Origin of the sequence: Pseudohalocynthiibacter aestuariivivens (genome assembly GCF_018457175.1) — a bacterium.
Lineage (GTDB): Bacteria > Pseudomonadota > Alphaproteobacteria > Rhodobacterales > Rhodobacteraceae > Pseudohalocynthiibacter > Pseudohalocynthiibacter aestuariivivens.
The window spans coordinates 179,943-205,341 of sequence record NZ_JAGFNU010000004.1; the positions used below are offsets into that span (position 1 = coordinate 179,943).

Annotated in this window: 27 protein-coding genes, 1 tRNA gene and 1 pseudogene; 14 read left to right on the forward strand and 15 right to left on the reverse strand. The window is 51.3% G+C overall.

All coding sequences use genetic code 11. From position 1 onward, the window contains the following. Positions 1-109 precede the first annotated feature (109 nt). The 3 genes and pseudogenes from J4E70_RS08230 to J4E70_RS19695 all read right to left on the reverse strand — a co-directional run. Positions 110-403: a hypothetical protein gene (locus J4E70_RS08230; RefSeq protein ID WP_213888615.1), complete on the reverse strand. Its 294-nt coding sequence runs from the start codon at positions 401-403 to the stop codon at positions 110-112. 151 nt (positions 404-554) lie between these two features. Further along, the gene (locus tag J4E70_RS19690) at positions 555-1,103 is read right to left on the reverse strand and encodes a pentapeptide repeat-containing protein (RefSeq protein WP_246531669.1); all 549 of its coding nucleotides are present in this window, start codon (positions 1,101-1,103) and stop codon (positions 555-557) included. Positions 1,104-1,106: 3 nt separating this feature from the next. Beyond that, positions 1,107-1,550 (reverse strand): annotated as a pseudogene (locus J4E70_RS19695) (pentapeptide repeat-containing protein); the annotation flags it as partial. Positions 1,551-1,802: 252 nt separating this feature from the next. Between J4E70_RS19695 and J4E70_RS08240 the strand changes: the two are divergent. The 3 genes from J4E70_RS08240 (at position 1,803) to J4E70_RS08250 (ending at position 3,598) form a co-directional block, all read left to right on the forward strand. Continuing rightward, positions 1,803-2,228, forward strand: a complete 426-nt coding sequence (locus J4E70_RS08240) for a hypothetical protein (RefSeq protein ID WP_213888617.1) — start codon at positions 1,803-1,805, stop codon at positions 2,226-2,228. A 177-nt stretch (positions 2,229-2,405) separates the two neighbouring features. Beyond that, positions 2,406-2,615: a hypothetical protein gene (locus J4E70_RS08245; RefSeq protein ID WP_213888618.1), complete on the forward strand. Its 210-nt coding sequence runs from the start codon at positions 2,406-2,408 to the stop codon at positions 2,613-2,615. Between the two features lie 482 nt (positions 2,616-3,097). Then, positions 3,098-3,598: a GNAT family N-acetyltransferase gene (locus tag J4E70_RS08250; RefSeq protein WP_213888619.1), complete on the forward strand. Its 501-nt coding sequence runs from the start codon at positions 3,098-3,100 to the stop codon at positions 3,596-3,598. Between the two features lie 97 nt (positions 3,599-3,695). On the opposite strand, the gene J4E70_RS08255 is transcribed toward J4E70_RS08250, so the two are convergent. Continuing rightward, entirely contained in the window at positions 3,696-4,400 is a 705-nt protein-coding gene (locus J4E70_RS08255; protein ID WP_213888620.1) for a winged helix-turn-helix transcriptional regulator, read from the reverse strand. Between the two features lie 159 nt (positions 4,401-4,559). Between J4E70_RS08255 and J4E70_RS08260 the strand changes: the two genes are divergently transcribed. Together J4E70_RS08260 and J4E70_RS08265 are read left to right on the forward strand one after the other, a co-directional pair. Beyond that, complete coding sequence (locus J4E70_RS08260) at positions 4,560-5,129, forward strand: class I SAM-dependent DNA methyltransferase (RefSeq protein WP_213888621.1); 570 nt, start codon at positions 4,560-4,562, stop codon at positions 5,127-5,129. 131 nt (positions 5,130-5,260) lie between these two features. Further along, positions 5,261-5,929: a hypothetical protein gene (locus tag J4E70_RS08265; protein ID WP_213888622.1), complete on the forward strand. Its 669-nt coding sequence runs from the start codon at positions 5,261-5,263 to the stop codon at positions 5,927-5,929. Positions 5,930-6,060: 131 nt separating this feature from the next. Here the strand turns inward: J4E70_RS08265 and J4E70_RS08270 are convergent. After that, a tRNA-Thr gene (locus J4E70_RS08270) sits at positions 6,061-6,136 on the reverse strand. A 65-nt stretch (positions 6,137-6,201) separates the two neighbouring features. Then, complete coding sequence (locus J4E70_RS08275) at positions 6,202-7,860, reverse strand: ABC transporter permease (RefSeq protein WP_213888623.1); 1,659 nt, start codon at positions 7,858-7,860, stop codon at positions 6,202-6,204. Between the two features lie 150 nt (positions 7,861-8,010). Between J4E70_RS08275 and J4E70_RS08280 the strand changes: the two genes are divergently transcribed. After that, on the forward strand, positions 8,011-8,823 hold the full coding sequence (locus J4E70_RS08280) for a hypothetical protein (protein WP_246531670.1): 813 nt from the start codon (positions 8,011-8,013) through the stop codon (positions 8,821-8,823). 32 nt (positions 8,824-8,855) lie between these two features. On the opposite strand, the gene J4E70_RS08285 is transcribed toward J4E70_RS08280, so the two are convergent. Next, positions 8,856-9,326, reverse strand: coding sequence for an OsmC family protein (locus tag J4E70_RS08285; protein WP_213888625.1), 471 nt, complete (start codon positions 9,324-9,326; stop codon positions 8,856-8,858). Between the two features lie 66 nt (positions 9,327-9,392). Between J4E70_RS08285 and J4E70_RS08290 the strand changes: the two genes are divergently transcribed. Continuing rightward, positions 9,393-10,016, forward strand: a complete 624-nt coding sequence (locus J4E70_RS08290; RefSeq protein WP_213888626.1) for a GntR family transcriptional regulator — start codon at positions 9,393-9,395, stop codon at positions 10,014-10,016. Positions 10,017-10,040: 24 nt separating this feature from the next. On the opposite strand, the gene J4E70_RS08295 is transcribed toward J4E70_RS08290, so the two are convergent. After that, positions 10,041-10,298, reverse strand: coding sequence for a DUF2312 domain-containing protein (locus tag J4E70_RS08295; RefSeq protein ID WP_213888627.1), 258 nt, complete (start codon positions 10,296-10,298; stop codon positions 10,041-10,043). Between J4E70_RS08295 and J4E70_RS19700 the strand changes: the two genes are divergently transcribed. After that, on the forward strand, positions 10,297-10,635 hold the full coding sequence (locus tag J4E70_RS19700) for a hypothetical protein (RefSeq protein ID WP_377608799.1): 339 nt from the start codon (positions 10,297-10,299) through the stop codon (positions 10,633-10,635). The two genes, J4E70_RS08295 and J4E70_RS19700, sit on opposite strands and share 2 nt — an antisense overlap. A gap of 53 nt (positions 10,636-10,688) precedes the next feature. Here J4E70_RS19700 and J4E70_RS08305 read toward each other — a convergent pair whose 3' ends face one another. The 3 genes from J4E70_RS08305 to J4E70_RS08315 form a co-directional block, all read right to left on the reverse strand. After that, positions 10,689-12,782, reverse strand: a complete 2,094-nt coding sequence (locus J4E70_RS08305) for a 3-hydroxyacyl-CoA dehydrogenase NAD-binding domain-containing protein (protein ID WP_213888628.1) — start codon at positions 12,780-12,782, stop codon at positions 10,689-10,691. 135 nt (positions 12,783-12,917) lie between these two features. Then, positions 12,918-13,130 carry a hypothetical protein gene (locus J4E70_RS08310; protein ID WP_213888629.1) on the reverse strand — a complete coding sequence of 71 codons (213 nt, stop codon included), beginning with the start codon at positions 13,128-13,130 and terminating at the stop codon, positions 12,918-12,920. A gap of 35 nt (positions 13,131-13,165) precedes the next feature. Then, positions 13,166-13,483, reverse strand: a complete 318-nt coding sequence (locus tag J4E70_RS08315) for a TraR/DksA family transcriptional regulator (RefSeq protein ID WP_213888630.1) — start codon at positions 13,481-13,483, stop codon at positions 13,166-13,168. Between the two features lie 118 nt (positions 13,484-13,601). On the opposite strand from J4E70_RS08315, the gene J4E70_RS08320 reads away from it, so the two are divergent. Beyond that, positions 13,602-14,027 carry a protein tyrosine phosphatase family protein gene (locus J4E70_RS08320; protein ID WP_213888737.1) on the forward strand — a complete coding sequence of 142 codons (426 nt, stop codon included), beginning with the start codon at positions 13,602-13,604 and terminating at the stop codon, positions 14,025-14,027. Positions 14,028-14,068: 41 nt separating this feature from the next. On the opposite strand, the gene J4E70_RS08325 is transcribed toward J4E70_RS08320, so the two are convergent. From J4E70_RS08325 to J4E70_RS08340, 4 genes are all read right to left on the reverse strand, one after another. Further along, complete coding sequence (locus J4E70_RS08325; protein WP_213888631.1) at positions 14,069-15,088, reverse strand: flagellar motor switch protein FliM; 1,020 nt, start codon at positions 15,086-15,088, stop codon at positions 14,069-14,071. 102 nt (positions 15,089-15,190) lie between these two features. Beyond that, positions 15,191-17,887: an ATP-binding protein gene (locus tag J4E70_RS08330; RefSeq protein WP_213888632.1), complete on the reverse strand. Its 2,697-nt coding sequence runs from the start codon at positions 17,885-17,887 to the stop codon at positions 15,191-15,193. Between the two features lie 283 nt (positions 17,888-18,170). Next, positions 18,171-18,539, reverse strand: coding sequence for a response regulator transcription factor (locus J4E70_RS08335; protein WP_213888633.1), 369 nt, complete (start codon positions 18,537-18,539; stop codon positions 18,171-18,173). Between the two features lie 69 nt (positions 18,540-18,608). Then, positions 18,609-19,919, reverse strand: coding sequence for a helix-turn-helix transcriptional regulator (locus J4E70_RS08340; protein ID WP_213888634.1), 1,311 nt, complete (start codon positions 19,917-19,919; stop codon positions 18,609-18,611). 217 nt (positions 19,920-20,136) lie between these two features. On the opposite strand from J4E70_RS08340, the gene J4E70_RS08345 reads away from it, so the two are divergent. The 5 genes from J4E70_RS08345 to J4E70_RS08365 all read left to right on the forward strand — a co-directional run bounded on the left by J4E70_RS08345 (position 20,137) and on the right by J4E70_RS08365 (position 25,380). Beyond that, positions 20,137-21,483: a substrate-binding protein gene (locus tag J4E70_RS08345; RefSeq protein ID WP_213888635.1), complete on the forward strand. Its 1,347-nt coding sequence runs from the start codon at positions 20,137-20,139 to the stop codon at positions 21,481-21,483. A gap of 123 nt (positions 21,484-21,606) precedes the next feature. Next, the gene (locus J4E70_RS08350) at positions 21,607-22,638 is read left to right on the forward strand and encodes a branched-chain amino acid ABC transporter permease (RefSeq protein ID WP_213888636.1); all 1,032 of its coding nucleotides are present in this window, start codon (positions 21,607-21,609) and stop codon (positions 22,636-22,638) included. A 3-nt stretch (positions 22,639-22,641) separates the two neighbouring features. Further along, positions 22,642-23,850, forward strand: coding sequence for a branched-chain amino acid ABC transporter permease (locus J4E70_RS08355; RefSeq protein WP_213888637.1), 1,209 nt, complete (start codon positions 22,642-22,644; stop codon positions 23,848-23,850). A 15-nt stretch (positions 23,851-23,865) separates the two neighbouring features. Then, the gene (locus tag J4E70_RS08360; RefSeq protein WP_213888638.1) at positions 23,866-24,624 is read left to right on the forward strand and encodes an ABC transporter ATP-binding protein; all 759 of its coding nucleotides are present in this window, start codon (positions 23,866-23,868) and stop codon (positions 24,622-24,624) included. A gap of 9 nt (positions 24,625-24,633) precedes the next feature. Next, positions 24,634-25,380 (forward strand): ABC transporter ATP-binding protein, encoded by a 747-nt coding sequence (locus tag J4E70_RS08365; protein ID WP_213888639.1) that lies wholly within the window; start codon positions 24,634-24,636, stop codon positions 25,378-25,380. Positions 25,381-25,399 lie beyond the last annotated feature (19 nt).

Consider the following 25,399-nt stretch of genomic DNA (forward strand, 5'->3'; position numbering starts at 1 on the left):
GACTCGCCTTCTCAAAATTGGGGAAATCGTGCACCCAACTGATCGGATTTTTGCATCCGAAGAAATAAACAAAGTGACCGCTAATCAGGGCAAATCCCGTTTGCGCACTCTATACAAGTCGGGCCGTGCGTTGCTGCCCGTCAGAACCCCTAAGCATTATTTCTGTTCCGTCATCGGAAAAGGCGACGCTGATGAACCCGTGGTATTCCCATTCAATTTTCATCGACGTCTCAAAAATTATATTCAGTTCTGAATCCAGAACTTTCACGGAATCGGTTTGGGTTCCTTCGTTGTTTCCGGTGTGTTTAAACTCGTCCGTGCGCTGGAACGCTCTGCGGGACGTGCCTTTGTGTTCAGCAACGATTTTCCAAGGTGGTTTGCTCGACATGTCACTTGTTGGCATTAATGAAACCTTTCCCTGTTCAGTTTTAATCCGCGCAGAAATACCCAGCGTTGTTGTCCGTCAATAATCGACACACTTCGCCTCTCGCTGGAATTTCTCGAGAGAGAAATTCACGAAAATAAATCAATATGCGACGTAGGCTCTGCAGCCATCAATTGCACTGCCCCAGCAAGCCGCATTCGCAAATTCTGCCATTTGTCCAAATAGCACGGCACAGCTCCGCACCGGTCAAATCTGCATCTGTTAAGTCTGCGCCGGTCAGGTCCGCTCCGATAAGAACGGCACCATTCAGATTAGAGCTGGTCAGATCGGCACCAATCAGGTTGGAACCAGAAAGGATAGCACCGCTCAGATCGGCGTTAATTAAAGACACGCCGGCAAGATTTGATGCCGTTAGGTTCGCTTCTGTTAAGTCTGCACTAGTCAGATGCGCGGCCGCGTAGTCAATATCTTCGCTCAAATAGAACGCCGCAAAATTTGCGCCGATTAACACCGAGTGAGTCAATTTGGCACCAGTTAGATCTGCGCCACTGAAGTCTGCGGCTGACGCGTTTACATCCGACAAATTTGCGCCTGTCAAGTTCACTCGTGTCAGGCTCGCTCCAATAAGTGTCGCTCTGGTCAGGTTCGCGCTGTCTAGATTGGCTTGATCAAAATGCGCAGAGTTCATGAGCGCATCGGTAAGATCTGCATCGGTCAAATCAGCAACCCCCAAATGGGCTCCGACTAGATTCGCCGAAGCTAGAACCGAACTGTTTAGGTGTGCCCCTCCCAAGAGAGCACCCGACAAATCGGCTCTGGACAAATTAGTGCTCGTCAGGTCTGCAAGGCTCAAGCTCGCACCTCTCAACGAGGCACTTGTCAAGTTTGCGCCAATCATGGTCGATCCTCGAAGGGTGGCTCCATCCAAGTCTGCATCTGTCAAGTTCGCACCAGTCAGGTTCGCGCGAGAGAGCCACGCTGCGGTCAGGTTTGCGTCGGCAAGGTTCTCCCCTTTCAAGCCTGCCATCCGGAGATCGCAGTGCGACCAATCAACGCCATTACCCGCGAAATCGCCGCACGCAGCCCGCGCTCCAGACGCCATCGAAAGAGTGAGCGCAAGCACCATAAAAGTCCGTGCGAATTTGTTTTCTAGGTTTCGATTCATAATATTGCGTCTCTATCTGTCATGAAAATATTTTTTTGAGCATAACAACTTAAATGGAAATGTCAGAATAATCGCATTTAGCCTATCCGAAGCCTGCTTTCGCAAATCATGCTAATTTCAAAAGACAGTGATTTGATCTTTTTGTACCCGTCACGGTTTTTGAGCCAAGGTGTTCCAAGTTTGGCGGCAGATAATAGGCTTTCCCCGGGTAGGGCCTATTTGGTAGTAATTTTGTGGATCGGAGCTAACGAAATGAAATTCTCTCTAGGGGCGCCGGAACATGGTTGGGTCAATCTTACAATCACTGACAATGAATATTGCCTCGAAGAAAATATATCAGATGTGCCAAATGACTTTATCGATGACACGATGATCGCCCTGTCTCGGCTTCTAACTTACGAAGACAAACAATTGGTCCATTTGAGCCTGGAACCAGCGTTCTATGTGATGTCGTTGGCACGTAAGGCAAATGCATTTACTATGACCATGGAGACGGAAGGATCAGATTCAGACGGTATATCTCACCAAGCTGACGGTAGCTTCGAAGAGATAATTCTTCCAATTTATAGCTCTGTCAAAGGCTTCTGCAATTCTCGTATTAACGATTATCATTGGCCTGAGGTTGATCAAAAAAACTATCGAAATATGGTCGAAACTGTAACTCGACATAAGAGCTGATTTCTAAAAATGGTGGTGTCATCAACATCATCATTCGTCTACGCAGCTTGCTCGATTGTGCCCGCAATCTTTCCAATATGTCTTCGACTGCGTTGCGCTTTGGTAGCAGGCGTTCTCCTTTAGCCATGACGCAGTTCTCTGAGCGGCGGCCAATTCGTTCCAACCCAGCATTTCGTCGTGCGGAACGATGTACCAATTGTCGTTGTTCGAAACGCCATCCAAATGTTTCGTCCACCTGCCCTGCATCCGAACCTCGCCAAACTCTACCGCGAGAAAGTCTCAAATCTTGCGGCAGCCCTGAACACGCCAGGGGTACAAGCAGAAGCAGCACAGAGCCTCCGCCAGTTGATTGACAAGAACGTACTGACGCCAGAACCCGAAGGCTAGTTGCGCTCAATACGGACGACCGCTGTGCTTCGGAATGCTAACAGCCGTCACTAGCGTAGGAGACCGTGCTTAGGATGACTGACCGGTTCGACCAGTTGGACTCCGGCGTGATTGTTTGATTGCGAATGTCTTGGAAGGGCTTACTCTGTTGAAAGACACCAAATTCTGAAAATCACGATTTTCCGGTGGAAACGCGCGGCCGGCGAAAGTTAGATAGGATTGTGAACCAGACGTGATGCGATCGCCCAGCAGCGTTTAAGATGGCGTTTGGCCAACCCCACTACTCGGCCTGCATGGCAAAAAAGTTCATCGATTAGGCCCGAAACTGGAGTTTTTCAACAGAATAAGCTCACACCAGTCGTTCGCGGCATCACGGTCTAACAACCGCTATGCGGGACAACGTTGCCGTCCGTCGAGAACTGGTTTTCAATCGAATGATCGGTTATTCTTTTGTCTGATACATTCATAGATTGACTAAGAACATGGACAACCACAAATTTCGCAATGCCTCACTATCGGATGCAACGCGCTGCTTTGATGTAGAGACATCAGCCTATGATGGCGATGAAGCTGCGACGCTTGAAAAAATATCAAAGCGTATCTCTAACTATCCCCAAGGTTTTTTGATCCTTGAAGTCGATAAAGTCTTTGTTGGCTTCATAAACAGCGGGTGCGCATATGACGTTGAAATGTCTGATGAAGATTTCAAAGAACTCATTGGACATGATCCGGCTGCTCCAAATGTCGTGATCATGTCAGTGGTGGTTGATCCAGGATATCAAGGTCGCGGCTTGTCCACCGCATTAATGTCCGAATTCGTTAAGCGTATGACTGACACGAAAAAAGAAACGATCCATCTTATGTGCAAAAAGCACCACGTACCCCTCTATGAGAAGTTTGGCTATCGGTACACACAGCCTTCTGAATCTGACCACGGCGGAGTTCAGTGGCATGAGATGATGATGGAACTCCCGAAGGCCTAAGGCGGTAGGTTTGAGCTTATCGGACGTTCGCTTCACCGAGCTTAGGCATCGGCTCTGCGGAACTTAGCTGTCATTGCCGTCAGCGATGTCAAAACCATTATATTTCCGCAATCGCTATGCCGTCCGTATCAGCGTAAATGCTGATCTTAAGCCAGCGTTTGATGGTTTTGATAAGTCTCGCCTCGCCACTCATGAAAAACCGGCCTTCCTCAATCTCTCGATCGAGAGTAAGTCTACCGAGGTAAATTCCAGCCATAACCTCAACTGCGGTTTCGATGTACAGATCGACGTCAAAACCCGGATCGGATGCACAAAGCTCGATTGGCTCTCTCGGTTTCGAAATCAGCCAATATGTCGATGCCGGAGACGTTGCATCGGAAAAGTTGAACCTCATGACGACTCTTCTTTGCGGCAGTTCATCGACGATGATCCGTCTCTGAAGCGTCCACATCAAGACGTCTGCATCTCGATCTTCCAACGCTATGTCCGCTTCGATATGTCGTTGCGCCCATCGGGCAAGTCCTTGCAGAATTTCGTCGAGCTCTGCCGCCCTATCTGTCCGAAGGTAGTTGATGTTTCCTGTGGCAGGATCTTCAAGACGGTCGATGAGCCCGTTTTCCTGCATCTCTTTAAGTCGATTTGCTAGCAGAGTTGGCGATATTCCGGGTAGACCCCGCTTGATTTCATTGAACCGGGTCGAACCACCCCAAAGTTCGCCAAGAATTTGTATCGTCCAGCGTGGGTTCAAGACCTCACAGGCTTTGGACGTTGGACAAAATAATCCGTAGGGTTTCGAAGCCATAGTACCTCTTGGCGTCACAGGGGTATTCCAATTGCAGCCTACCAAAGCCTTTTGGGATATCGCCAGTACAAATTTTGTACCGGGGTTGATCCAGATTCTACACTGCCCTTTGCACGAGTAGACAGCCACTGTTGTATTTATGGGAAATGGAGGAACCAGATGACCAACGCTACTGACACGCTAGAGCATGTTTACAACGCTGAAGGGATGCAAGCTATTCGAGAGAGCTATGAAGGCTGGGCATCAAATTATGATGCCGAGAACATCGGCAACGGATTCAGGCTTCCCACCATTGGCGTAGCCTTTGTTGCACGCCACGTTCCAAATGATGAGGGACCGATACTCGATGCTGGGTGTGGCACCGGTCTTGTTGGCGAAGCGCTGGCGATACTTGGTTATGAGGATATCGTCGGGCTCGACATATCTCCGGCAATGCTCAAGTTTGCAGAAAGGCTGGAAACCTACAACCTTCTGTACGAGCAAGACTTGGGTCGGCCTATTCCCGAGGCCGACAACAGCTTTGCTGCCGTAACCTGTTTTGGGTCTCTTGGTCCCGGGCATGCACCGCCGGATTGCCTGGATGAGTTCATAAGAGTGACCCGTCCGGGAGGGCATGTGATATTTAACGTGCGGCCAGATACCTACGAGGAACAAGGATTGCGGGCCAAAATCGACGACCTATTGGCGGGTCCTACAGTCCGAGAAGTGGGGCGATCAGGGAAGAGTTAATTGAAAGACTTAGGGGCGGTATCGAAATATCCTTGGAGGATGTAAAAGGGGGTCCTGGCGGTCTCCTTACATATCAGGGCGAACAGGTAATTCTCTATATAAAGGACACCCAGACTGAGCGGGATACCCTTTTGAATGAACCAGAAAAATCACGCCGTTTCCACGTCGCTGAATGCGATACATTAGAGACGATGCGTAATGCAGGGCGTTTTGAACGCTATGTAGTGACAAACAGGACAGATGGAGCATTTTTAGTTGATTGGCGAAACTCGATAACACGCGAAAGGGGGGAGGTCGAAGCCAGACTGAAAGTCTGCAAGAACTGTCTGAATGCGATTAATTGGCGAGGATATGCCAGAGCTCAAGACAGGCTAAGGCAAGTTAACGGCAACCGCCAATCCAAGAAAGCGGTCTGGGAAAGCTTTGACATTAGTGAATTTCTTCTTGATTATTCAACGTTTTTCACCTCCAAGCCGAGTCGTCACGACATAACCGCTTCGCCGAATGTTTACGTGACTCGGTGGGCTGCAATATCAGAAGAGCTAAGGCGTTTGCGAGGTTGGAGATGCGAGGCATGCGGGGTAAATTTATCTACTTTACCCGGCTTACTTCATTGCCATCACAAGAATGGTGTGGTCACCGATAACAACCAAAAGAATTTAATGGTTCTATGTTCTATTGATCATGCAAAGCAACCCAATCACCAGCATATGAAGGTGTCCCGGCAGCACCAGATGTTAATTATGAAACTTCGAGCCGAACAAGGTTTAATAGTTCCGGGTGATATTGAAGCGAATTAGCTACGGCGGGCGGATGTCTATGAAATCAGTCCAAACCCTATCCCCGTGGAAGCTATGTGAAAGCTACACAACAGAGACCCAAGCGTGCGAAACACCTCATCCTCTTAAGTGACTGTTATTATTTAATTAAATGGTGCCCCCACACGGACTCGAACCGCGGACCTACTGATTACAAATCAGTTGCTCTACCAGCTGAGCTATAGGGGCTCGCGGGTGGATTTACGCGGTTGTTTGCTGTCTTGCAAGCCTCTCATTCGCAAAAGTTGCTCAATTTATCGATTTGAACGGGCCATGAGCAAAACGGCACAAAGGCCAACCAGAATAACCATCATCGCTGCCGGGGCGGCGCCAGCCAGGTTTTCAAGCGACGCCTGCTCGTAAACCCTTGTCGAAAGCGTGTTGAAATTGAACGGTCTGAGCAAAAGGGTTGCAGGCAGTTCTTTCACACAATCGACAAAAACCAACAGTAGGGCCGTCCCGACAGAGCTTCGGATTAACGGGATGTGCACCTCGCGAAGCACACCTCCCGCGGTTCTGCCCAAAGACCTTGCCGCCATCGGCAAGCTTGGGGAGACACGGCCAAGGGCTGCATCCGCAGTCCCTTGCGCGATCGCGAAGAAACGGACCGCATACGCGTAGATTAGCGCAAAGGCTGATCCGGTGAGCAAAAGACCGGGATCAAAGCCAGTAGCGGCTTCAATCCCATCCGCAATCAGGTGATCCAGAGCCGCCATCGGGATCAGGATACCAACAGCGAGAACCGCACCCGGTGCGGCGTAGCCTATCGTTGAGACGGGTAGTAAAATGCGTGGTAAGCGCCGTCCTGTTAATCGCACTCCGTACACCATGAACAAGGCAGCAGAAACAGTCACAAGCGCTGCAATGCCACCAACAACAACGGTGTTTGCCAGCGCACGGACAAGAGCCGGATCAGCCCAGGGATGCGCATTGCTCAGAGCATGACTGCCAATCACGAGGGCGGGAAGAAGGAACCCAACTGCGAAGGGAATAAAACACAAAATCGATGCGACCCCTGCCTGCACACCCTTCAGTTTAACGGGTGTAACCGGGCGCTGGTGACGCGCCGTACTGTAATAGCGATTCTTCTTGCGGCTGGTTTTTTCCAAAACAACCAGAAGCAACACGAGTGTCAGAACCACGCCTGCTATCTGCGCAGCACCACCTGCATTGTTGCTTTCCAGCCAGGTACTGAAAATGCCAGTTGTCAGTGTCTGAACGGCAAAATACTCGACTGTGCCAAAATCACTGACCGTTTCCATCATTACGATAGCAGCCCCCGCAGCGACCGCCGGACGTGCCAGAGGCAGACCAACCCGGAATAACCGAGCGACCGAACCCGCGCCTAAGGCGCGAGCGACTTCAAAGCTGGAAGCTGATTGTTCGCGAAAAGCAGCCCGGGCCAACATGTATACGTATGGGAATAGCGCGCCCGTCAGAACGACAATCGCAGATCCGCGCGATCTGATTTCAGGGAACCAATAGTCGCGTGAATCAGCCCAGCCAAAGGCCTCTCGCAAAAACGTTTGCACAGGCCCTGCGTATTCCAGAAAATCAACCAGCGCATAGGCCCCTACATAGGCAGGGATCGAAAGTGGAAACAACAACAGCCATTCCAACCAACGTGCTCCGGGGAAGCGATACATCACCAAGAGCCAGGCCGCGCCCACGCCCACGCAGGCCGAGAGAGAACCGACAGACACCATCAAAATAACGGTGTTTGAAAGATAACGCGGCAACGTCGTTGAAACCAAATGAGGCCAGATGTTTTCCGCCGGGTTAAACCCAATCCAAATCACAGCTGCGATCGGCAAAATCACAAGAATCGCAATAACTGCAGCGCCGAAAGACCACGGGTTCAGCGTGCTTCTCCGTTTCGGCACTGCCATAAGATGAGCGTTTTTCTCAGACATAAAAGGCGCAGTATCGGAAAGCGGTTTCACTGTCCAGAAAAGCCCGTATATTGACCCGGATGAATCTTTGAAAGTTGTCGTGATTTTATGCAGGTTGTCTTTCACATCGGTGCCCATTCCACAGATGAAGACCGGCTTTTAAAGTGCTTATTGAAAAATAAGGATGTTCTCAGAAGTCAGGGGGTGGTTGTCCCCGGCCCGAGTCGTTTCAGAAAATTAATCCGTGAAACATTGGCCGCTCTTGGGGGGGAAACACCCAAGCGGGAAACGCAAGACGCGCTTGTCGATGCGATAATCGATGAAGATGAAGCAACGCGTTTGATTCTGTCTGGTGAACACATGATCTGCGTTCCCACTCGCATTTTCCATGGCAGCGAATTTTATGCGTTGGCTGGCAAGAAAGCACAGGCACTTGCTGGCCTATTTCCCGCAACTGAGGTGGAGTTTCATATCGGACTTCGCAATCCGGCAACCTTTATCCCGAGTGTTTTTGACCGCACCAGCAACATATCTTACGAAAATTTCATGAACGAGATTAACCCGCTCGATATTCGCTGGTCCGACGTATTGAAACGCATCAAAGCTGCGGTTCCAAATGCAACTCTCACGGTTTGGGCCAACGAAGATACACCGTTGATCTGGGCGGAACTCATGCGCGAGCTTGCGGGCGTTGATCCTATGGTTGAGCTTTCAGGAACAGATGATCTGCTAGCAGAAATTATGACCCGCAGCGGCTTTAAAAGGTTCCAAAGCTATCTGGAAAGCCATCCACCGCGAAACGAAATTCAGAAACGCCGTGTGATCGCTGCGTTTCTGGGGAAATTTGCGATGGTGGAGAAGATGGAGCAAGAATTGGATATTGAGGGCTGGACGGACGACTATGTTGATCAACTCACTGATCTTTATGAAGAGGATTTGGATGAGGTTCAGCGCATGCATGGCGTCAATTTCATCGCGCCCTGACACGGAGTCAGGGCTGCAAATAAGATACAATTTCACACTTCGATGAACTCTGGCTCGTATGTAACAGGAAAATTAACTGACCTCGCGATAAAGCAATATTGGTGAATTTCCTTATGGATTTCATGGGCGCGCTGTAAGTCTGCACCTGCTTTCACCTGGATTCTCGGTCTCAATACCGCGCTTAGAAAACGCCCTGCCCCATTTGGTGCCGTTTCGCCTGTTCCAAGCGGATCGTCCGAGTAAGCTGTCACAACGATCCCTTCAACGCTGGCAAGGTGGAGATACCAGAGCATGTGACAGGCCGACAAAGTTGACAGCAACAGATCCTCGGGGTTGAGCAGGTTAGGGTCGCCCCCTAACAGTGGGTCGTTTGAACAATGGATAACCGGCTTACCCGGAGTCTCGATATTCCAGGTGCGTGCGTATGCGCGATAGTCACGCGTCCCAACCCCTTGATCCCCTGTCCAGACGACACGTGCGGTGTAGTCGTACTGTTTTGCCATGATATTTCCTTTAATTCGATTTTGTATACGTGTATACATTATGAAAAATCAAACGAAAGACCTGAAATGACAGCCGAAGCTATTGCAGCGACTCTACAGCACGACATTCTTTCTGGAACGCTCTCTCCCGGTACAGAGCTTGTACAATCTGAACTGGCGGCGCGGTTTCAGGTTAGCCGCATTCCAATTAGGGATGCGCTGATGTTGTTGTCCGTCGAAGGTGTTGTGACCGTTACGCCGAACCGGGGAGCGCGTGTCATACAGCTGTCGCCTTCAGAAGTGCAGGAAATATTTGATATGCGTGTCTTGCTGGAAGGTGATTGCCTGCGGCGCGCTATCCCATACATGCAGCAGGCAGATTTTGAAAGAATTGAACATGTACTCCGCCGTTCAAATCTGGAAGTGCAAACAGAAGGCTGGGCTGAAGGTGACTGGAATTTTCACCTTGCGCTTTATTCGCCTTCGGGCCGCAAACATCAAATTGTGATGATAGAAAAGCTTAGGCGCCGATGCCAGTTACACATCGCAGCATATCGCACCCTGCCCGAAGAAACCCTGCAATGGATCAGGGATCATGAATTGATCATGAAGCATTGCAGAAATAAAGAAACAGAAGCAGCGGTTGACGCACTTAAGCGTCATTTGTCCGAAGCAGGCAAAACGCTGGTGCGTGCAATGCCCACATCATAAAACGAAACCGCCCCAGGTTTGCACCTACATTCCCAACGCTTCTTTATACATTTCAAGCACGGCTTCTTCTTCGGCAATGTCATTCGCATCTCTTTTGCGAAGCGCTATCACTTTGCGCATGACTTTGGTGTCATAACCCCGGCCTTTTGCCTCGGCCATCACCTCTTTTTGCTGTTCAGCAAGGTCTTTCTTTTCGGCATCAAGCCGTTCAATACGTTCAATAAACTGGCGCAGTTCATCCGCAGTTACGCGGTAGCTACTGTCAGAGGTAATGTCGTTCATGCGATGGCCCCATATTTCGAATGAGCCCCTGAGTAGCCGGGCTGGCAACAGGCTGCAAGACCCTTGCGCGCCTATCGCACATCCTTTACCCGAAGGTCAGGCAAACAAAGAGGTTAAGCCAATGGCAAACATGATCTGGCTCGGTGCTGCTGTTTCGCTTGTCGGACTTGCGGGGCTTATTTGGTGCATCGTCATTGCGGCTTCTGCAAAACGGAACAGTCTTGATGACGACGAGATGCGCAGGCGACTTCAAAAAGTCGTTGTTCTGAATATGATCGCGCTCCTGCTCTCTCTGATTGGCCTGGCCATAGTCGTCGTTGGAATTATGCTTTCTTAAGTGTCAGCAGACCTGCTCTGAAAGCCCGAAATGCGAAAATGAGTTCGCAACAGCTACACCGCGTTGAGTGTGTCAAAGCCATGTCCAGCCTTTATGACCTCGTCAAACAAAGGAGAGGGTGTCCAAAACTTGTCTTCCTTGGCGAATTCCCGAAGTTGGTTGCGCAACGACAACAGGCCCGAAAGTTCTGCCGCTTTCATCGGACCACCCCGCCAGCGCGGAAAGCCGTAGCCATGTATCATCGCAACATCAATGTCCGAGGGCCGCTGCGCGATCTTGTTCAGCACTAGGTTTGCACCTTCATTCACCATTGCAGAGAGACATCTGTATAGAATTTCTTCGGGCCCGAACGCGCGCGGGGTTATGCCCTTTCTCTCTCGCTCGGCGGCGATAAGCCCCAGAACTTCGGGATCTTCGACACCCAAACGGCTACCATCTGCATAGGTATAGTATCCACGCCCGGCCTTTTGGCCGAGCCAGCCCTTCTGACACATCTTGTCACCAATCGCGATGTATCGCATTTCAGGATCTCGCGTGGATTTTAATCTTTTGCGACGGGCCCACGATATATCAAGCCCCGCCAGATCAAGCACCTGATACGGGCCCATCGGAAAGCCAAAGGCGCGCATTGTGGCGTCAACCTGATAAGGGCTCGCCCCGTCTTCCAACATAAAGTCTGCGGCGGTTCTATACGCAGCCAAAATGGAATTGCCGATGAACCCATCGGCAACCCCGGAACGCACCGGGATCTTTCCAAGTTTCTTGGCGAGCGTAAAACCCGTGGCGACAACGTCAGCCTCCGTTGCCTCTCCAACCACGACTTCGACAAGGCGCATAACATGAGCCGGCGAAAAGAAATGTAGCCCTAAAACGTTCTCTGGGTGTGCAACACCCGCAGCAAGCGTATTGATATCAAGATAGGACGTGTTCGTCGCGAGTATCGCACCCGGTTTGATAACCGCGTCCAAAGTCGCGAAAACCTGTTCCTTTACAGACATATCTTCAATCACGCATTCGATAACGAGATCTGCCTCGCTCACAGCGAAATAGTGAATATCGCCAGTAAGACGCGCCATTCTTTCATCAAGCATCTGTGCGGTTATGCTCCCTTTTCGAACAGCTTTATCGAAAACAGATTCAATCCGGGCTAGTGCCGTATCCAACATGGGCTGATCCCGGTCAACAAGAACAACACCAAACCCCGCATCAAGAAAAGATGCAGCAATGCCTGACCCCATGGTGCCGCCGCCGACAATCCCTACGATCTCAACGGGCCTTGGTTTTGCACGCGCCACTTCGGGCGCTTTTGTAGCTTTGCGCTCCGCAAAGAAAACATGCCGTAAGGCTGCGGATTGATCTGAGCGCAAACAATCCTCAAACGCTGCCTGCTCAAAGGCCAGCCCACCCTCAAAGGGCAACAACATCGCAGCCTCAACGCAATCAACAATCTTTGCCGGCGCAAAGAGCGGGTTGCCTGCCAATGCCTGCCGCTTTGCCGCAACCGCTCTGGCATACCCAACTGGATCGCTTAATCCTTCGGTGCGTTCACGCGTGGGTCGCAGCGCGTTGGGTTTGCCAATAAGTTCGTGTGCAAAGTCGAGCGCCGCATCCCTGACATGTGCGCGTGAAACCCCGTCTATCAGCCCTAAGTCGACGGCTTTTGCAGCCGATATCGGTGCCTTGGCAATCATCAGATCAAGCGCCGCCTCTGCCCCGCATATTCGGGGAACGCGCTGCGTACCACCCGCACCCGGCAAAATGCCAAGCGTGACTTCGGGCAAACCAAATGTCGTCATTGGGTCTGCGATGCGATAGTGCGCAGCAAGAGCAAGCTCAAAGCCACCACCAAGAACCGTGCCGTGCACGGCAGCAACGACAGGTTTGCATGTCGCTTCAACGCGGTTGCACACATCCGGCAACCACGGATCCACCGTTGGCTTGCCAAATTCGGTTATATCCGCGCCTGCCGGAAAGGTACGCCCCTCGGCAAACATCACGATGGCTTTGACATCATCATTTGCTTCGGCATCGTCAAATGCAGTGACGAGGCCCTGCCGAACCGCGGCATTTAGTGCATTAACCGGTGGATTATTGATTGTAATAACAGCAACGCCGTCATTGACGTTAAATTTTACCTCTTGCCCCATAAGGTTCAACTCCCTGCGCGCATACCCGATCTTTGTCCGGATTTTAACGCACTATTGCACCACGGCGTGAAAACGCAAAGCCGACTTTAAAAAATTTGCAAAGCACGGCCTTAAAAAATGCAGCGCACCAAGAGCTTAGAGTGGCATGTTATCAAACAATTCCTCTGCTTCTTCTTCTTCAAGGGCCAGTTCAAAGGCAGCTAAGTCTTCAGGAACGGGTAGTCCCATCGCTTTAAACTCGGCGATTTTTTCGCGCAGTTGCTCTTGTAAAACATGCGCATCCTCTGGTCGCTTCTGAATTTCATCCATCAGCAACAGCGCCGCAGCTTTCAGGTTTTCAAATGACATAATAGCTTCCTCCTAAAATTAATTCACTACTCACACTATACAGCGCAATTTTTACAGAACGGTGTATATGGCAACACATCCAAGCGTGCTGGCAAAATCTCGACGCCGCATTTAACGCAAAATCCATACTCGTCAGCTTCTATTCGTTCCAAAGCAGCCTGTATCATGCGGATTTCCGCCTGACTTGTAACGCCCATAGTTTCAAGCACTTCGTCTTCTTCGCGCTCTACTGAACGGTCTTCCCAATCCTTGGATACGGGCTCATCCAGCTCTTCTTCAATATGGTGGATTCGCTCATCTAACTCCTGCAGACGTTCCAAGAGAGCAGCTTTTCTTTCGGCGATTTTTGTCATCTGTGTTCTCCTTTGATCAGAAGCACTATGGAGCGAGTACACCAGCCCTTCTTTGACGCAGGTCAATAATAACATGACACACTGGTATGGCTACACCACTCATGGTATTGCGCGATTTATGGATATTCGACAAATCACACCCGACTATGCGGTTTCGCCCCAAATCGAAATCAGCGATGTTGCGGAAATCGCAAACGCCGGTTTCACGACGTTGATCTGCAACAGACCAGATGCAGAGATACCACCAACCCTGCACGCCACAAAAATGCGCACCGCAGCCAAAGCTGCCGGGCTGAAATTTGTGGAACTACCCGTTACACACAGCACAATGACGCCAGACCTTATTGCCGCGCAGGCCGCCGCAATAGAAACGTCAGAAGGCCCCGTACTTGCCTATTGCGCCTCAGGCACACGTTCGACAATTGTTTGGGCCCTGTCCAAGGCAGATACGCAGCCTGTCGATGAAATTATCGCAACCGCGGCCGAAGCAGGATATCAGATCGAAGGCGTTCGTCCCCATCTGGCCGCGATTGCAAAAGATTGAGTTAAGAGTCAAACAACCTCTCTCGTCAGATATGACATCGATCAAGGTTTCTCACTCATCACTTTCAATGGCAGTGCTGAACCATCTTCTTGCTGGTTTTCCTCTAAGCCATCGCTCGTTTCAGAGTCATCTTCATTCGCTTCACGGACCTGTGGGGCCGGTGATCCGCTGATGCTGGCCAGATGTGGCGCAACCGCGCCCTTACCCTCGACGCTTAACAGACGAACCGCACGACACCCATGCAACTGACCCAGCTTGGCATTTGCCAGCTCGATTCCGGTATTGGTTTCGAGCGAAACGGAGGAAAGCGCGCTGGCCGGAAGTGTCAGAATGTCCCCAACTTTTAGAGCTTGGACAGAGAACAGCGGTGCCATGTAGCGATGCAGGATCGCGTCAATCTGTGCTTCGCTCGTCATAACCGATGCAGAAAGCGTCTGATGCCAGTGGCGCACTTTGGTTTCACTGTCGTTCCCGACGGTTTTCTCAAACTGGGACGGAAGCGCTATTAAAATCTGACCCCGTTTCGCACCCAGCGCCATATCAATCTCTAGTTGGTAGAAGCGGTAGGATACATTTTTTAGAGCTAGGCCTAACTTACGGACTTCTTCGATACGGGTGCCGAACCGATACCCAAAGAACCATTCCCCCCTTTGCAACGGGTGTAAAAGTTCGTCTGCCGTTTCAAAAACCTTGTTTACGAAACTTTCACACATCAACGCGTCGGTGTGTGTTGCAAGCCGCGGCACCGCAGCCTGGGTGCTGACTTGACCCAGAGTTTGCACCTCGATCAATCCTGCAAGAACCTGCGGATCAATCGCCATGCAACCCTTTGCACAGTCTGGCGCGTCAAGCGTTACAAGCAACGCAGCTTCAGGCAGTTCGTTTAGCAGACGCGGGAGCATCAATTCAGTTTCGCTTTGCAACGTTGCCGCCAAGGCCATGTCAAAACCATTTTGCGCCGCCAGTGCAAAGGCGTGGCACAACTGTGAAGCAGCTATCACCGCTGGCTTTTGCTGGGTGTTTTGCGCAGAAATTGTAATTTTCTGCAAAACAGATTGCATTGGCGCCTCTGAATTGGTCGAAACCCGGTTAACCACGCCTCGACCATGCTGCGCATTGATTTAGAAAGTGTTACTTCTGAAAGCCGAAATCACGATTGTGATTTAGACCACTTGTTTTAAGTTCAAAGAAACACGGAAGGCCGCACCACCCTGCCCCGGAAGATAAGCGATTGTACCACCCAGATTGGTCATGATTTCGCGACAAATTGCCAACCCCAGTCCAGCACCACCCGCCGCCGCATGATCTGAAAGGCGCGAGAATTTCTCAAAAATCAATGATTGGCTTTTGGTTGGAATACCCTGACCATTGTCCACAAAGTCCACTTCGACGCGAGATTCATACTTACGCACTTTTATGGTCAGCTGCGGATCCGGCGCAGCGCAATATTTTCGCGCATTCGCAATCAGATTAATAAAGACCTGACTCAAACGGTCACTATCCGTAACAAGCGTCACCATCTCAGACGCTGTGTCGCGTCGAACCTTCAGAATTTGGGTCGTTTGCGCCTGCGAAGAGGCTGAAACAGCACGTTCTATCACGTCACGCAATCTAACCGGTGCCTCGTTCAACACCACTTGACCGTTCTCCAGAACACTGAGGTCAAGAAGGTCGTCCAGCAGGCGCGTCAGGCGTATCGTTTCATCATGAATGATGGAAGAGTATCGGCGTTGATCGACAGGGGTCATTCCTTCCATGTCGCGTAAAATTTCAGAGAACGCGCGAATAGATGTCATAGGCGTTCGCAATTCATGGCTGATCTGGCTAAGGAAGGCGTCTTTTTGAACCGACAATTCCGTAAGCTTCTCATTTGCTTCCCTAAGCTGGCGCGCAGTGCGGCCAAGCTCTGCCGACTTCGCTTCAAGCTGACTGGAATATTCTAGTATCTGAGCAGTCTCATCGGCCACGGCAAGCAGATCCTCAACAGAGACACGCGCACTGCCCGTTATCTGGCCAATCATCGCATGGGCCGTCGCAGCCCCGACAGATCCGGCCAGTTCTCGTTCCAGCAACTCTAGAAAATCAGGGGATGTATCAGGCAAAAACCCGACCTTACCCTGTGCTTGCGCTTCATGCTGGAAAAGCCGTTGGGCCTGCTCTGGCCCAAGGATGCGCTGCGACATCACCAGCAGATCTTCGGATTCCACACCACTTTTTGTCCAACCACGTGGGCCGGTGCTGTGCTCAAAGATATTCACGAACTGAACACCCTGAAGCCGTTCAAGAGGTGTCGGAAAACTTAGCAACGACCCGAGGCAAAAGACCAGGGTGTTCAAAACCATGCTCCAGATCAATGCATGAACAACCGGATCCAGTCCAGCGATCCCGAACAAGGCCTGCGGTCGCAACCAGCCAAGCCCCCATGGTCCGGATAGCATGACGGTTTCGGGCAAAATATTAGCCCCGCCAATCGACGGTAAGAAGAGTGTGTAACCCCAAACGATAAATCCAACGATAAGCCCGCCTGCGGCACCGACACGTGTTGCCCTTCGCCAGAAAATACCACCAAGCATCGCAGGTAATACCTGAACAACGCCCGTGAATGAGATCAGGCCAATGGCCGCAAGCGCAGTGCCACCGCCAGAGTAGCGAAAATATGCGTAGCCCAGCGCCAGTACTGCCCCGATTGATATACGCCGCGCCATCAGGACGACCTGGCGCACGTCACCAGATACAGTCGCCCCTGTCGTTGTTGCCGCCAGCCATATTGGCATCACTATGTGGTTTGACACCATTGTGGAAAGCGCGATCGCCGCCACGATGACCATAGATGTTGCCGATGAAAATCCACCCAGAAAGCTAAGCAGCGCCAGCCCATCCTGCCCCTGTGACAAAGGAAGGGTCAAAACAAACAAGTCCGGGTTTGAACCTGCAGGCATCAGGTCGAGACCAACCACCGCGATCGGCACAACAAACAGGCTCATCAAAAGCAGATAGAGTGGAAAGGCCCAACTGGCTGTCAGAACATTTCTCTCGTCGGTATTTTCGACCACCATCACCTGAAACATTCGGGGCAAACATAAAAATGCGGCCGCCGAGAGAAAGATTAGCCCGGCCCAACGCCCGGGGCGAAGTTCCCAGTTTGCTATCGGGGATGCGTCGATACGCGCCAAAATATCTGATGGCCCACTCGCAACGCCCCAGACGACAAAGATGCCAACTGCTAGAAGTGCTACCAGTTTTACAATCGCTTCAAAGGCGATGGCAGTAACCACCCCATGATGCCGTTCGTTTGCGTCTAGGTTACGCGTGCCAAACAGAACAGTAAAAAGCGCCAAACCCGCCGCGACCCAGAGCGCCGTCGCATTAAGGTCTGGCAAATCCCAACCTGACGAAACTCTTTCCGGTGCACGATCAGCGAACACGGCGAATGATAATGTCACAGACTGAAGCTGAAGCGCGATGTACGGTGTCGTGCCAACAACTGCGAGCAAGGTTACGAGCACACCCAGCAAATTCGATTTTCCATAGCGTGATGAAATCAGGTCAGCGATTGAGGTGATGCGCTGCGTTTTTCCGATGCGAACGAGTTTTCGTACAATCCACAACCAACCGACCATGACCAACGTGGGACCGAGATAGATCGTTACAAACTCAAGCCCGGATCGAGCTGCATTTCCGACAGCGCCATAGAACGTCCATGCTGTGCAGTAAATCGACAAGCTGAGCGTGTAGACGATTGGTGATTGTAGCCACCCAAGTTTGCCGAGGGCCGCGCGCCTGTCCGCGAAAAATGCAATTACAAACAAAAGCACCACGTAAGCGAGGCAAACAACAATCAGCATATTGAAGCCGACCATCAGGGCGCGTCCCCTTGTTCCTGGTCCAGTTCCTTTTGTTCTTTTAAAAGATTCTGCTCCTTTAAAAGGCGCGAAAACATTGCTGAAAGCAGCACAAGCCCAAACCAGACCCCAAACAAATACAAAATGGCCGATGACGTCGATGCTGGCTCGGCTTCTGAGTTCCGGAGTAACGGCAGAATTACAAGCAAAACCCCCAGCAAAGGTAACAGATGCGCTGCATCCATTACGCGCCTGCGCCGATAGCTTTGGTTTGCCAAAAACAGCGGCTGTCGCCGATCACTCATGGTCCTGCAAGCTCGCGAACACAATTAAGAACGTCGGAGTTCGCAAAGGGTTTTGTCATAAATCTGCTTGCGCCATAATGTTCTGCCAGTTCACGATCTTTGGTTTGACCTCGGGCTGTGAGCATCAGGACAGGCAAGGCCTCGGTTTCTTCTGCTGAACGCAACTCCTGCAATATGTCAAAGCCACTCCTGTTAGGAAGCATCACGTCAAGAATAACAACGTCTGGTTTTATCTTTTGAATCGCAGACATTGCCGTTGCACCGTCAGAATGGGTTTCAACACGCCAGCCGTCCCGCGACAGGATAAACCTTACGGCCTCAATAATATTTGGTTCATCCTCTATCAGAAGGACTGTCTTGCCCATCTGCTCCCCCCTTTTGACCGCCTTCCCTAAACGGCTGCCCGCCAACTATCAGCAAGAAATTACCTTAAGTCAAAACCCATCCGATAAAATTGATGGTTCTCGTCGTGCGACACACTCTATTTTTGGGCAAATCCGGCAGCTTGTTCCAACAGACCGAACTGTGTTGATGCCGGTCTCCGCCAACAAATCGATTGGCAGGACAAGCATTTGCACTTCGTAGACGGCGACCCCGTCAAACCCGTCCGGGTAGCGTGGTTGCGACAATGCGTAGGTCAAAAACTGACGCGGGTTGCGGCCAACTTGTTCAACAATCGTACGTATTGGCGCCATCGGTTGCGCCAATGCCCCATAAAGAGGCCAAAGCGCGCATACAGCCCCAAACCGAGGCACATCAAACCCGGTAGTGGGTTTACGAAAGGTCAATGTTCCCGATGCGTCGCAGGCAACACGCCCAATCCTGAGGTGCTCCGCTTTGGACGGAAGGGTCGCCAATCTCCGAAAGACAATATCAAGCCCAACACCGAAATACGTTGCGAGCCGGGCCGGATCGTAATGCATCTCTGCAGCTGCGGCCTGAAACGACGCGAGAGGCAGGGCGTCCGCGTCTGCGCGATAGGTTTGCAAATATGCTAGTATCAACGCGCGTGCGGAGAGCGTTAGCTTAACGTCGTCTTCTATCAATTGCTCGGGTGACTGCGTCTTTGCGCCTTCTAGTTCTGCAACATGATAATCGCGACCTTCCAGCCAGACTTCCAGTTCCTCCTGTGGCGAGGTCAGTTCGCGTTCTGCATCGCCGGCTGCATCAAGGTAGGTTACCAAACCTTCCACACTTTCTGCCAAACGCAATGCGTCTTCGTGAATATTCGTCTGAAAACGTCTTTGCCAGCTCGGTTCAATTTCACCCGGCTCTGCAAGAATAGAGGATGTAGACCGAATTGCCGTTACGGTGGAAAGCACCTCGTGCAAAGAAGCCGATAAGAATGGATCGTGTGTTAAACGGTCAGATAATGTTTCAACCGTTCTCTCTAGCTCTTCGACTCTGCGATGGCCTGCAACCAATAATGTGGCCCACCCGGGGAATCTGCCGGCAAACTCTTCAACCCGATCAAGTTCAACAGGTGGGGTAGATTGATCCGAGGCCGCGTCTCGTAGATCAACCATCATCGTAGCTTCAGCCCCCTCAGATAAGCTCGACACGTCGACTTTCAACACCCTCGCCAAATCCACCAGCAATTTACCTGCGATTCTGCGGCGGTTGTGTTCAATCAAATTAAGATAGGACGGCGAAATCCCAACTTCATTGGCCAATTCCGACTGCTTCAAACCCAAATCCAGACGCCTGCCCCTGATCCGGCTACCCGTCAATGTACGGTTCGACATGGAAATCTCCGTTTAAAACAATAGGTTTCTGCATCTGCGAGTTAAGAAATTTACAAAATCTTCTATCACGCTGTCTATATCTTTACAAAATTATTGTTTCGATAAAAGCAGTTGTTGCGAAATTTTCATACCCTGAGCGATACTGCACCCAGCCTGTAAAAGGCCCGCACCAGTGCAGAGGAGGCATTGGTGCACTGTATCAACGGGAGAAATTTATATGTCCTATTCGAAACCGACACGTCGCGGCTTGTTGAAAACCGGGGCCATCGCTGGCGCTGGTCTTGCTATGCCAACAATCTTTACGGCGTCGTCAGCACATGCTTTCACTAACGAACCAACTGGCGGCAGCGTCACGCTTGGTTTTAACGTTCCACAATCCGGCCCCTACGCAGACGAAGGTGCAGACGAATTGCGCGCTTACGAGCTTGCAGTTGAGCACCTGAATGGTGGTGGTGACGGCGGCATGATGCCGACGTTCTCGTCTCAAGTGCTCGATGGCACCGGTATTTTGGGTAAAAAAGTCGAGTACGTAACTGGCGACACCCAAACCAAATCAGACGCCGCGCGTGCATCTGCCCGCTCGATGATCGAAAAAGATGGCGCAATCATGATCACCGGTGGTTCATCCTCCGGCGTTGCGATTGCTGTCCAAGGTCTCTGCCAAGAGGCAGGCGTTATCTTTATGGCTGGCCTGACCCACTCTAACGACACAACGGGCAAAGATAAAAAAGCCAACGGTTTCCGACACTTCTTCAACGGCTATATGTCTGGTGCAGCGCTCGCACCAGTGCTTGCAGCTCGTTACGGCACCGACCGGACAGCATACCACCTGACTGCAGATTACACTTGGGGTTGGACACAGGAAGAATCGATCGCTGCCGCGACCGAGGCACTCGGCTGGTCAACCGTAGACAAAGTGCGCACACCGCTTGCAGCAACGGACTTCTCGTCCTACATCGCACCGGTTCTGAACTCCGGCGCTGACGTATTGGTGCTGAACCACTATGGCGGTAACATGGTGAACTCGCTGACCAACGCGGTTCAGTTTGGCCTGCGTGACAAGCAAGTGAACGGCAAGAACTTCGAAATCGTCGTTCCGCTCTATTCACGCCTGATGGCTCGTGGTGCTGGTGAAAACGTTAAGGGCATTCTTGGCTCGACGAACTGGCACTGGTCACTTCAGGATGAAGGCTCCAAAGCTTTCGTTCGCTCGTTTGGTCAGAAATATGGCTTCCCGCCATCACAGGCCGCGCACACAGTATACTGTCAGACCCTGCTTTATGCAGACGCAGTTACGCGCGCCGGATCGTTCAACCCATGTGCGGTTGGCGAAGCTCTCGAAGGCTACGAGTTCGACGGTCTTGGCAACGGTCCAACTCTTTATCGTGCAGATGACCACCAGTGCTTCAAAGACGTGCTTGTGGTGCAGGGTAAAGAGAACCCGGAAAACGAATTCGACCTTCTCGAAGTTGTTGAAGTTACTCCGGCAGCTCAGGTTACATATCCAGCAGATCACCCAATGTTTGCGGGTGGCAACCTGGGTGAATGTAACCCAGGCGCATAAGCCTAAAAAATCGCCGGTCGCGCGTTTTGCGCGGCCGGATCTTGCTGACAGGCCCTTCCGCGGGCCTTTCATTGCAACGTTGATCCAAAGGATCAGGCAACCAAAAGAACTGGGTGGCATACGATGGACGCGCTCCTTCTACAAATTCTCAATGGTCTGGACAAAGGCAGTGCATACGCGCTGATCGCGTTGGGCCTTACTCTCATCTTCGGCACGCTAGGTGTTGTGAACTTTGCCCACGGGGCCTTGTTTATGATTGGTGCGTTCTGTGCAGTGACACTGCAAAAGATCCTGAGCCTGAGCTCGACGACACTTGATCCGACAAAAACCGATTTCCTTGGCAACCCGGCCAAGATCGAAACACCCTATGTCGAATCCTGGTTTGGGCCAGAGATCGGCGCCGCCCTGATCGACTGGTCGGTTCCTCTTGGCATTTTGTTTGCCATTCCGATCATGATCAGCATCGGCTTTATCATGGAACGTGGCCTGATCAAGCATTTCTACAAGCGCCCACACGCTGATCAGATTCTTGTAACCTTTGGTCTTGCCATTGTGCTGCAGGAAGTCATCAAGCATTTTTATGGCGCCAACCCGATCCCAACCCCCGCCCCCGACGCGTTTCGCGGATCATTCGACTTTGGGTCAATGCTTGGGTTTGACCCAAACGTGATCATTTACCCCTACTGGCGGTTGGTCTACTTCTTCTTCTCCGTCTTGATCATTGGTGGCGTCTTTGCCTTCCTGCAATTCACCACCTTCGGTATGGTCGTTCGCGCGGGCATGGCTGATCGCGAAACCGTTGGTCTGCTTGGTATCAACATCGACAAACGCTTCACAATCATGTTTGGTATCGCCGCTGCAGTGGCTGGACTAGCCGGTGTTATGTACACACCCATCAACTCGCCCAACTATCACATGGGCATGGACTTTCTGGTCCTGAGCTTCGTCGTCGTTGTTGTTGGCGGCATGGGTTCTCTTCCAGGCGCAGTGCTCGCGGGCTTTATGCTGGGTATTCTCGAAAGCTTTGCTTCGATGAACCAAATCAAAGCCATTTTCCCTGGTATCGACCAGATCATCATTTATCTGGTTGCCATTCTCATCCTACTCACACGCCCACGCGGGCTAATGGGTCGTAAAGGCGTGATGGAGGATTAATTCATGCTAGGTCTAGAAAATAAAGACACAAAGTTCCTGTTGGTCGTTGTGGCGCTGACTCTGTGCACGCCGATCATCCTTCAACCCTTTCCGGAAGGCTCATCGCTGGCGCAGTTCAACGCTGGCTATCCAGACTTGATGCAACGTTTCGCTATCTTTGGTATCTTTGCCATTGGTTTTAACATCCTCTTCGGCCTGACTGGTTACCTTTCGTTTGGCCACGCAGCCTTTCTGGGTGTCGGCTCTTACTCGACCGTCTGGATGTTCAAGTTGCTGTCCTACAATGTTCTGCCGGGGCTTGTCCTTGCGGTTATCACTTCGGGCATCTTTGCGCTGTTCATCGGGTATATCTCTCTGCGTCGCTCGGGTATTTATTTCTCGATCCTAACGCTGGCATTCGCGCAAATGAGCTTTAACCTTGCCTATTCAGTGTTGACACCAATCACCAATGGCGAAACTGGACTTCAGGTTTACACTGATGATCCACAGTACCTGATGGGTGAAGGCGCGCTGACGACAACCCATGTTTTCGGTCTGGCAATGAACAAATCACTCATTGTGCCGATTGGGGGGTGGGAGTTTAACTTTAACGTTGGCTATTATTTCTGCGCGATCATCGCCATCCTTGCCTTTTACCTCAGCCTGCGCATTTTCCGGTCACCTTTTGGGCTGATGCTGCGTGCTGTGAAATCAAACCAACAGCGTATGAACTATACAGGGCTTAACTCGCGTCCCTATACACTGGCCGCGTTTGTGATCTCAGGTATGTATGCTGGTCTTGCTGGCGGCTTGCTCGCCTCAATGGATCCGCTTGCTGGAGCCGAGCGTATGCAGTGGACTGCGAGTGGAGAAGTCGTGATCATGACCATCCTTGGTGGTGCGGGTACATTGATGGGTCCGGTACTTGGTGCTGGTTTCATTAAGTACTTTGAGAACATCTTTTCCAAGATCAATGACAACGTGCTGCATGGCTGGTTCAGTTTCTTGCCTGACGGTATTGAAGATTTCTTCATCAATATTGTTAACCCCTTCTTCGGCGAAGGCTGGCATCTGACACTTGGTCTGCTGTTCATGTGTGTCGTGATCTTCCTGCCAGGTGGTCTGATGGAAGGTGGACAACGGATTTTGAACCTCCTTAAACGTAAATCCAAAGACACCGCTGATGACGACTCTGCACACCACCCGAAACAATCGCCTCACGTGGCCGAATAAGAAGGATACGAAACAATGGGTATTCTCGAAATCAAAGGTGTCGGCAAACGCTTTGGCGGTCTGCAAGCGCTCGGAGATGTTAACCTCAGCGTAGAGGAAAATTCTGTACACGCGATCATCGGGCCTAATGGTGCCGGCAAATCAACCTTGCTCAATTGCCTGATCGGTAAGCTGATCCCGGATACCGGCAGCGTCATGTTCGACGGGCAGTCCGTTCTGGGCCGCGCACCACATGAGATCAACCAAATGGGCATTTCAAGGGTGTTCCAAACACCCGAGATCTTCGGTGACCTCACAGTTTTCGAAAATATGTTGATCCCCTGTTTTGCAAAACGCGATGGTGCATATCGGCTTCATGCCTTTGAGACCATCCCGGCAGAAAAAGAAATCGTCGAAAAAGCAGAAGCAATGCTCGAAGACGTAAACATGCAGGACAAGATCCACATGCATGCCGCATCGTTGTCACGCGGCGACAAAAGGCGCCTGGAAATGGCGATGTGTCTGGTACAGGAACCAAAACTTCTTCTGCTTGACGAACCAACCGCAGGTATGGCGCGTGCTGATACCAACAACACCATCGATCTTTTGAAAGAGATCAATGCCAAGCGCGATATTACCATGGCGATCATCGAGCACGACATGCATGTGGTATTCTCACTTGCAGAACGGATCACAGTCCTTGCACAGGGAACACCGCTTGTCGAAGACACGCCGGAAAACATCAAAGGGCACCCCAAGGTTATGGAAGCATACCTTGGCCAAACCCAACAATAGGAGGCGACAATGAACGCACTTCCAAAAAACGCCAATCATGCGTCAACCGCCCCCGCTTATTTTTCGGTCTGGGATCTGCACGCTTACTACGGCGAAAGCTATATCGTGCAAGGCGTCAGCTTTAACGTGCACGAAGGTGAAATCCTTGCCCTTCTGGGACGCAACGGTGCCGGCAAAACCTCAACGCTGCGCGCAATTGCACGGCTCGACAACCCTTCACTGACGCATGGTGAAATCTGGCTGGACCACGAACGTCTGCATACCATGAAATCACATGAGGCGGCGGTTGCAGGTATGGCGCTTGTCCCTGAAGATCGTCGTATTATCGCCGGACTTACGGTCGAGGAAAATCTGCAGCTTGCACAAATCGTTGAACCTGTCGGCTGGTCACTTGAGCGGATTTACGACCTCTTTCCCCGTATGGGTGAACGTCGCAAACAAGAAGGCGTAACCCTGTCAGGCGGGGAACAGCAAATGCTTGCAATCGCGCGAGCACTGGCCCGCGACATCAAAGTTCTGTTGCTTGATGAACCATACGAGGGTCTGGCCCCGGTGATTGTCGACGAGATCGAGAAAACACTCAATGTCATCAAAGAGCAGGGAATTACGACCGTGATCGTTGAACAAAATGCGATCCGTGCACTTAATCTGGCTGATCGCTCTGTTATCCTTGATACAGGCACCGTCGTATTTGACGGTACCGCAAAAGAGGTGCTTGATAACGCCGAATTGCGGGCCGAGTATCTGGCCATCTGATTACAGACACGGACAGATT

Bases quoted from the DNA above. Each gene is read 5' to 3' on its own strand.
- J4E70_RS08230 (WP_213888615.1), bottom strand. From the start codon at position 403: ATGCCAACAAGTGACATGTCGAGCAAACCACCTTGGAAAATCGTTGCT.
- J4E70_RS08240 (WP_213888617.1), top strand. From the start codon at position 1,803: ATGAAATTCTCTCTAGGGGCGCCGGAACATGGTTGGGTCAATCTTACA.
- J4E70_RS08250 (WP_213888619.1), top strand. From the start codon at position 3,098: ATGGACAACCACAAATTTCGCAATGCCTCACTATCGGATGCAACGCGC.
- J4E70_RS08255 (WP_213888620.1), bottom strand. From the start codon at position 4,400: ATGGCTTCGAAACCCTACGGATTATTTTGTCCAACGTCCAAAGCCTGT.
- J4E70_RS08260 (WP_213888621.1), top strand. From the start codon at position 4,560: ATGACCAACGCTACTGACACGCTAGAGCATGTTTACAACGCTGAAGGG.
- J4E70_RS08275 (WP_213888623.1), bottom strand. From the start codon at position 7,860: ATGTCTGAGAAAAACGCTCATCTTATGGCAGTGCCGAAACGGAGAAGC.
- J4E70_RS08285 (WP_213888625.1), bottom strand. From the start codon at position 9,326: ATGGCAAAACAGTACGACTACACCGCACGTGTCGTCTGGACAGGGGAT.
- J4E70_RS08290 (WP_213888626.1), top strand. From the start codon at position 9,393: ATGACAGCCGAAGCTATTGCAGCGACTCTACAGCACGACATTCTTTCT.
- J4E70_RS19700 (WP_377608799.1), top strand. From the start codon at position 10,297: ATGCGATGGCCCCATATTTCGAATGAGCCCCTGAGTAGCCGGGCTGGC.
- J4E70_RS08295 (WP_213888627.1), bottom strand. From the start codon at position 10,298: ATGAACGACATTACCTCTGACAGTAGCTACCGCGTAACTGCGGATGAA.
- J4E70_RS08305 (WP_213888628.1), bottom strand. From the start codon at position 12,782: ATGGGGCAAGAGGTAAAATTTAACGTCAATGACGGCGTTGCTGTTATT.
- J4E70_RS08310 (WP_213888629.1), bottom strand. From the start codon at position 13,130: ATGTCATTTGAAAACCTGAAAGCTGCGGCGCTGTTGCTGATGGATGAA.
- J4E70_RS08315 (WP_213888630.1), bottom strand. From the start codon at position 13,483: ATGACAAAAATCGCCGAAAGAAAAGCTGCTCTCTTGGAACGTCTGCAG.
- J4E70_RS08320 (WP_213888737.1), top strand. From the start codon at position 13,602: ATGGATATTCGACAAATCACACCCGACTATGCGGTTTCGCCCCAAATC.
- J4E70_RS08325 (WP_213888631.1), bottom strand. From the start codon at position 15,088: ATGCAATCTGTTTTGCAGAAAATTACAATTTCTGCGCAAAACACCCAG.
- J4E70_RS08330 (WP_213888632.1), bottom strand. From the start codon at position 17,887: ATGGTCGGCTTCAATATGCTGATTGTTGTTTGCCTCGCTTACGTGGTG.
- J4E70_RS08335 (WP_213888633.1), bottom strand. From the start codon at position 18,539: ATGGGCAAGACAGTCCTTCTGATAGAGGATGAACCAAATATTATTGAG.
- J4E70_RS08340 (WP_213888634.1), bottom strand. From the start codon at position 19,919: ATGTCGAACCGTACATTGACGGGTAGCCGGATCAGGGGCAGGCGTCTG.
- J4E70_RS08345 (WP_213888635.1), top strand. From the start codon at position 20,137: ATGTCCTATTCGAAACCGACACGTCGCGGCTTGTTGAAAACCGGGGCC.
- J4E70_RS08350 (WP_213888636.1), top strand. From the start codon at position 21,607: ATGGACGCGCTCCTTCTACAAATTCTCAATGGTCTGGACAAAGGCAGT.
- J4E70_RS08355 (WP_213888637.1), top strand. From the start codon at position 22,642: ATGCTAGGTCTAGAAAATAAAGACACAAAGTTCCTGTTGGTCGTTGTG.
- J4E70_RS08360 (WP_213888638.1), top strand. From the start codon at position 23,866: ATGGGTATTCTCGAAATCAAAGGTGTCGGCAAACGCTTTGGCGGTCTG.
- J4E70_RS08365 (WP_213888639.1), top strand. From the start codon at position 24,634: ATGAACGCACTTCCAAAAAACGCCAATCATGCGTCAACCGCCCCCGCT.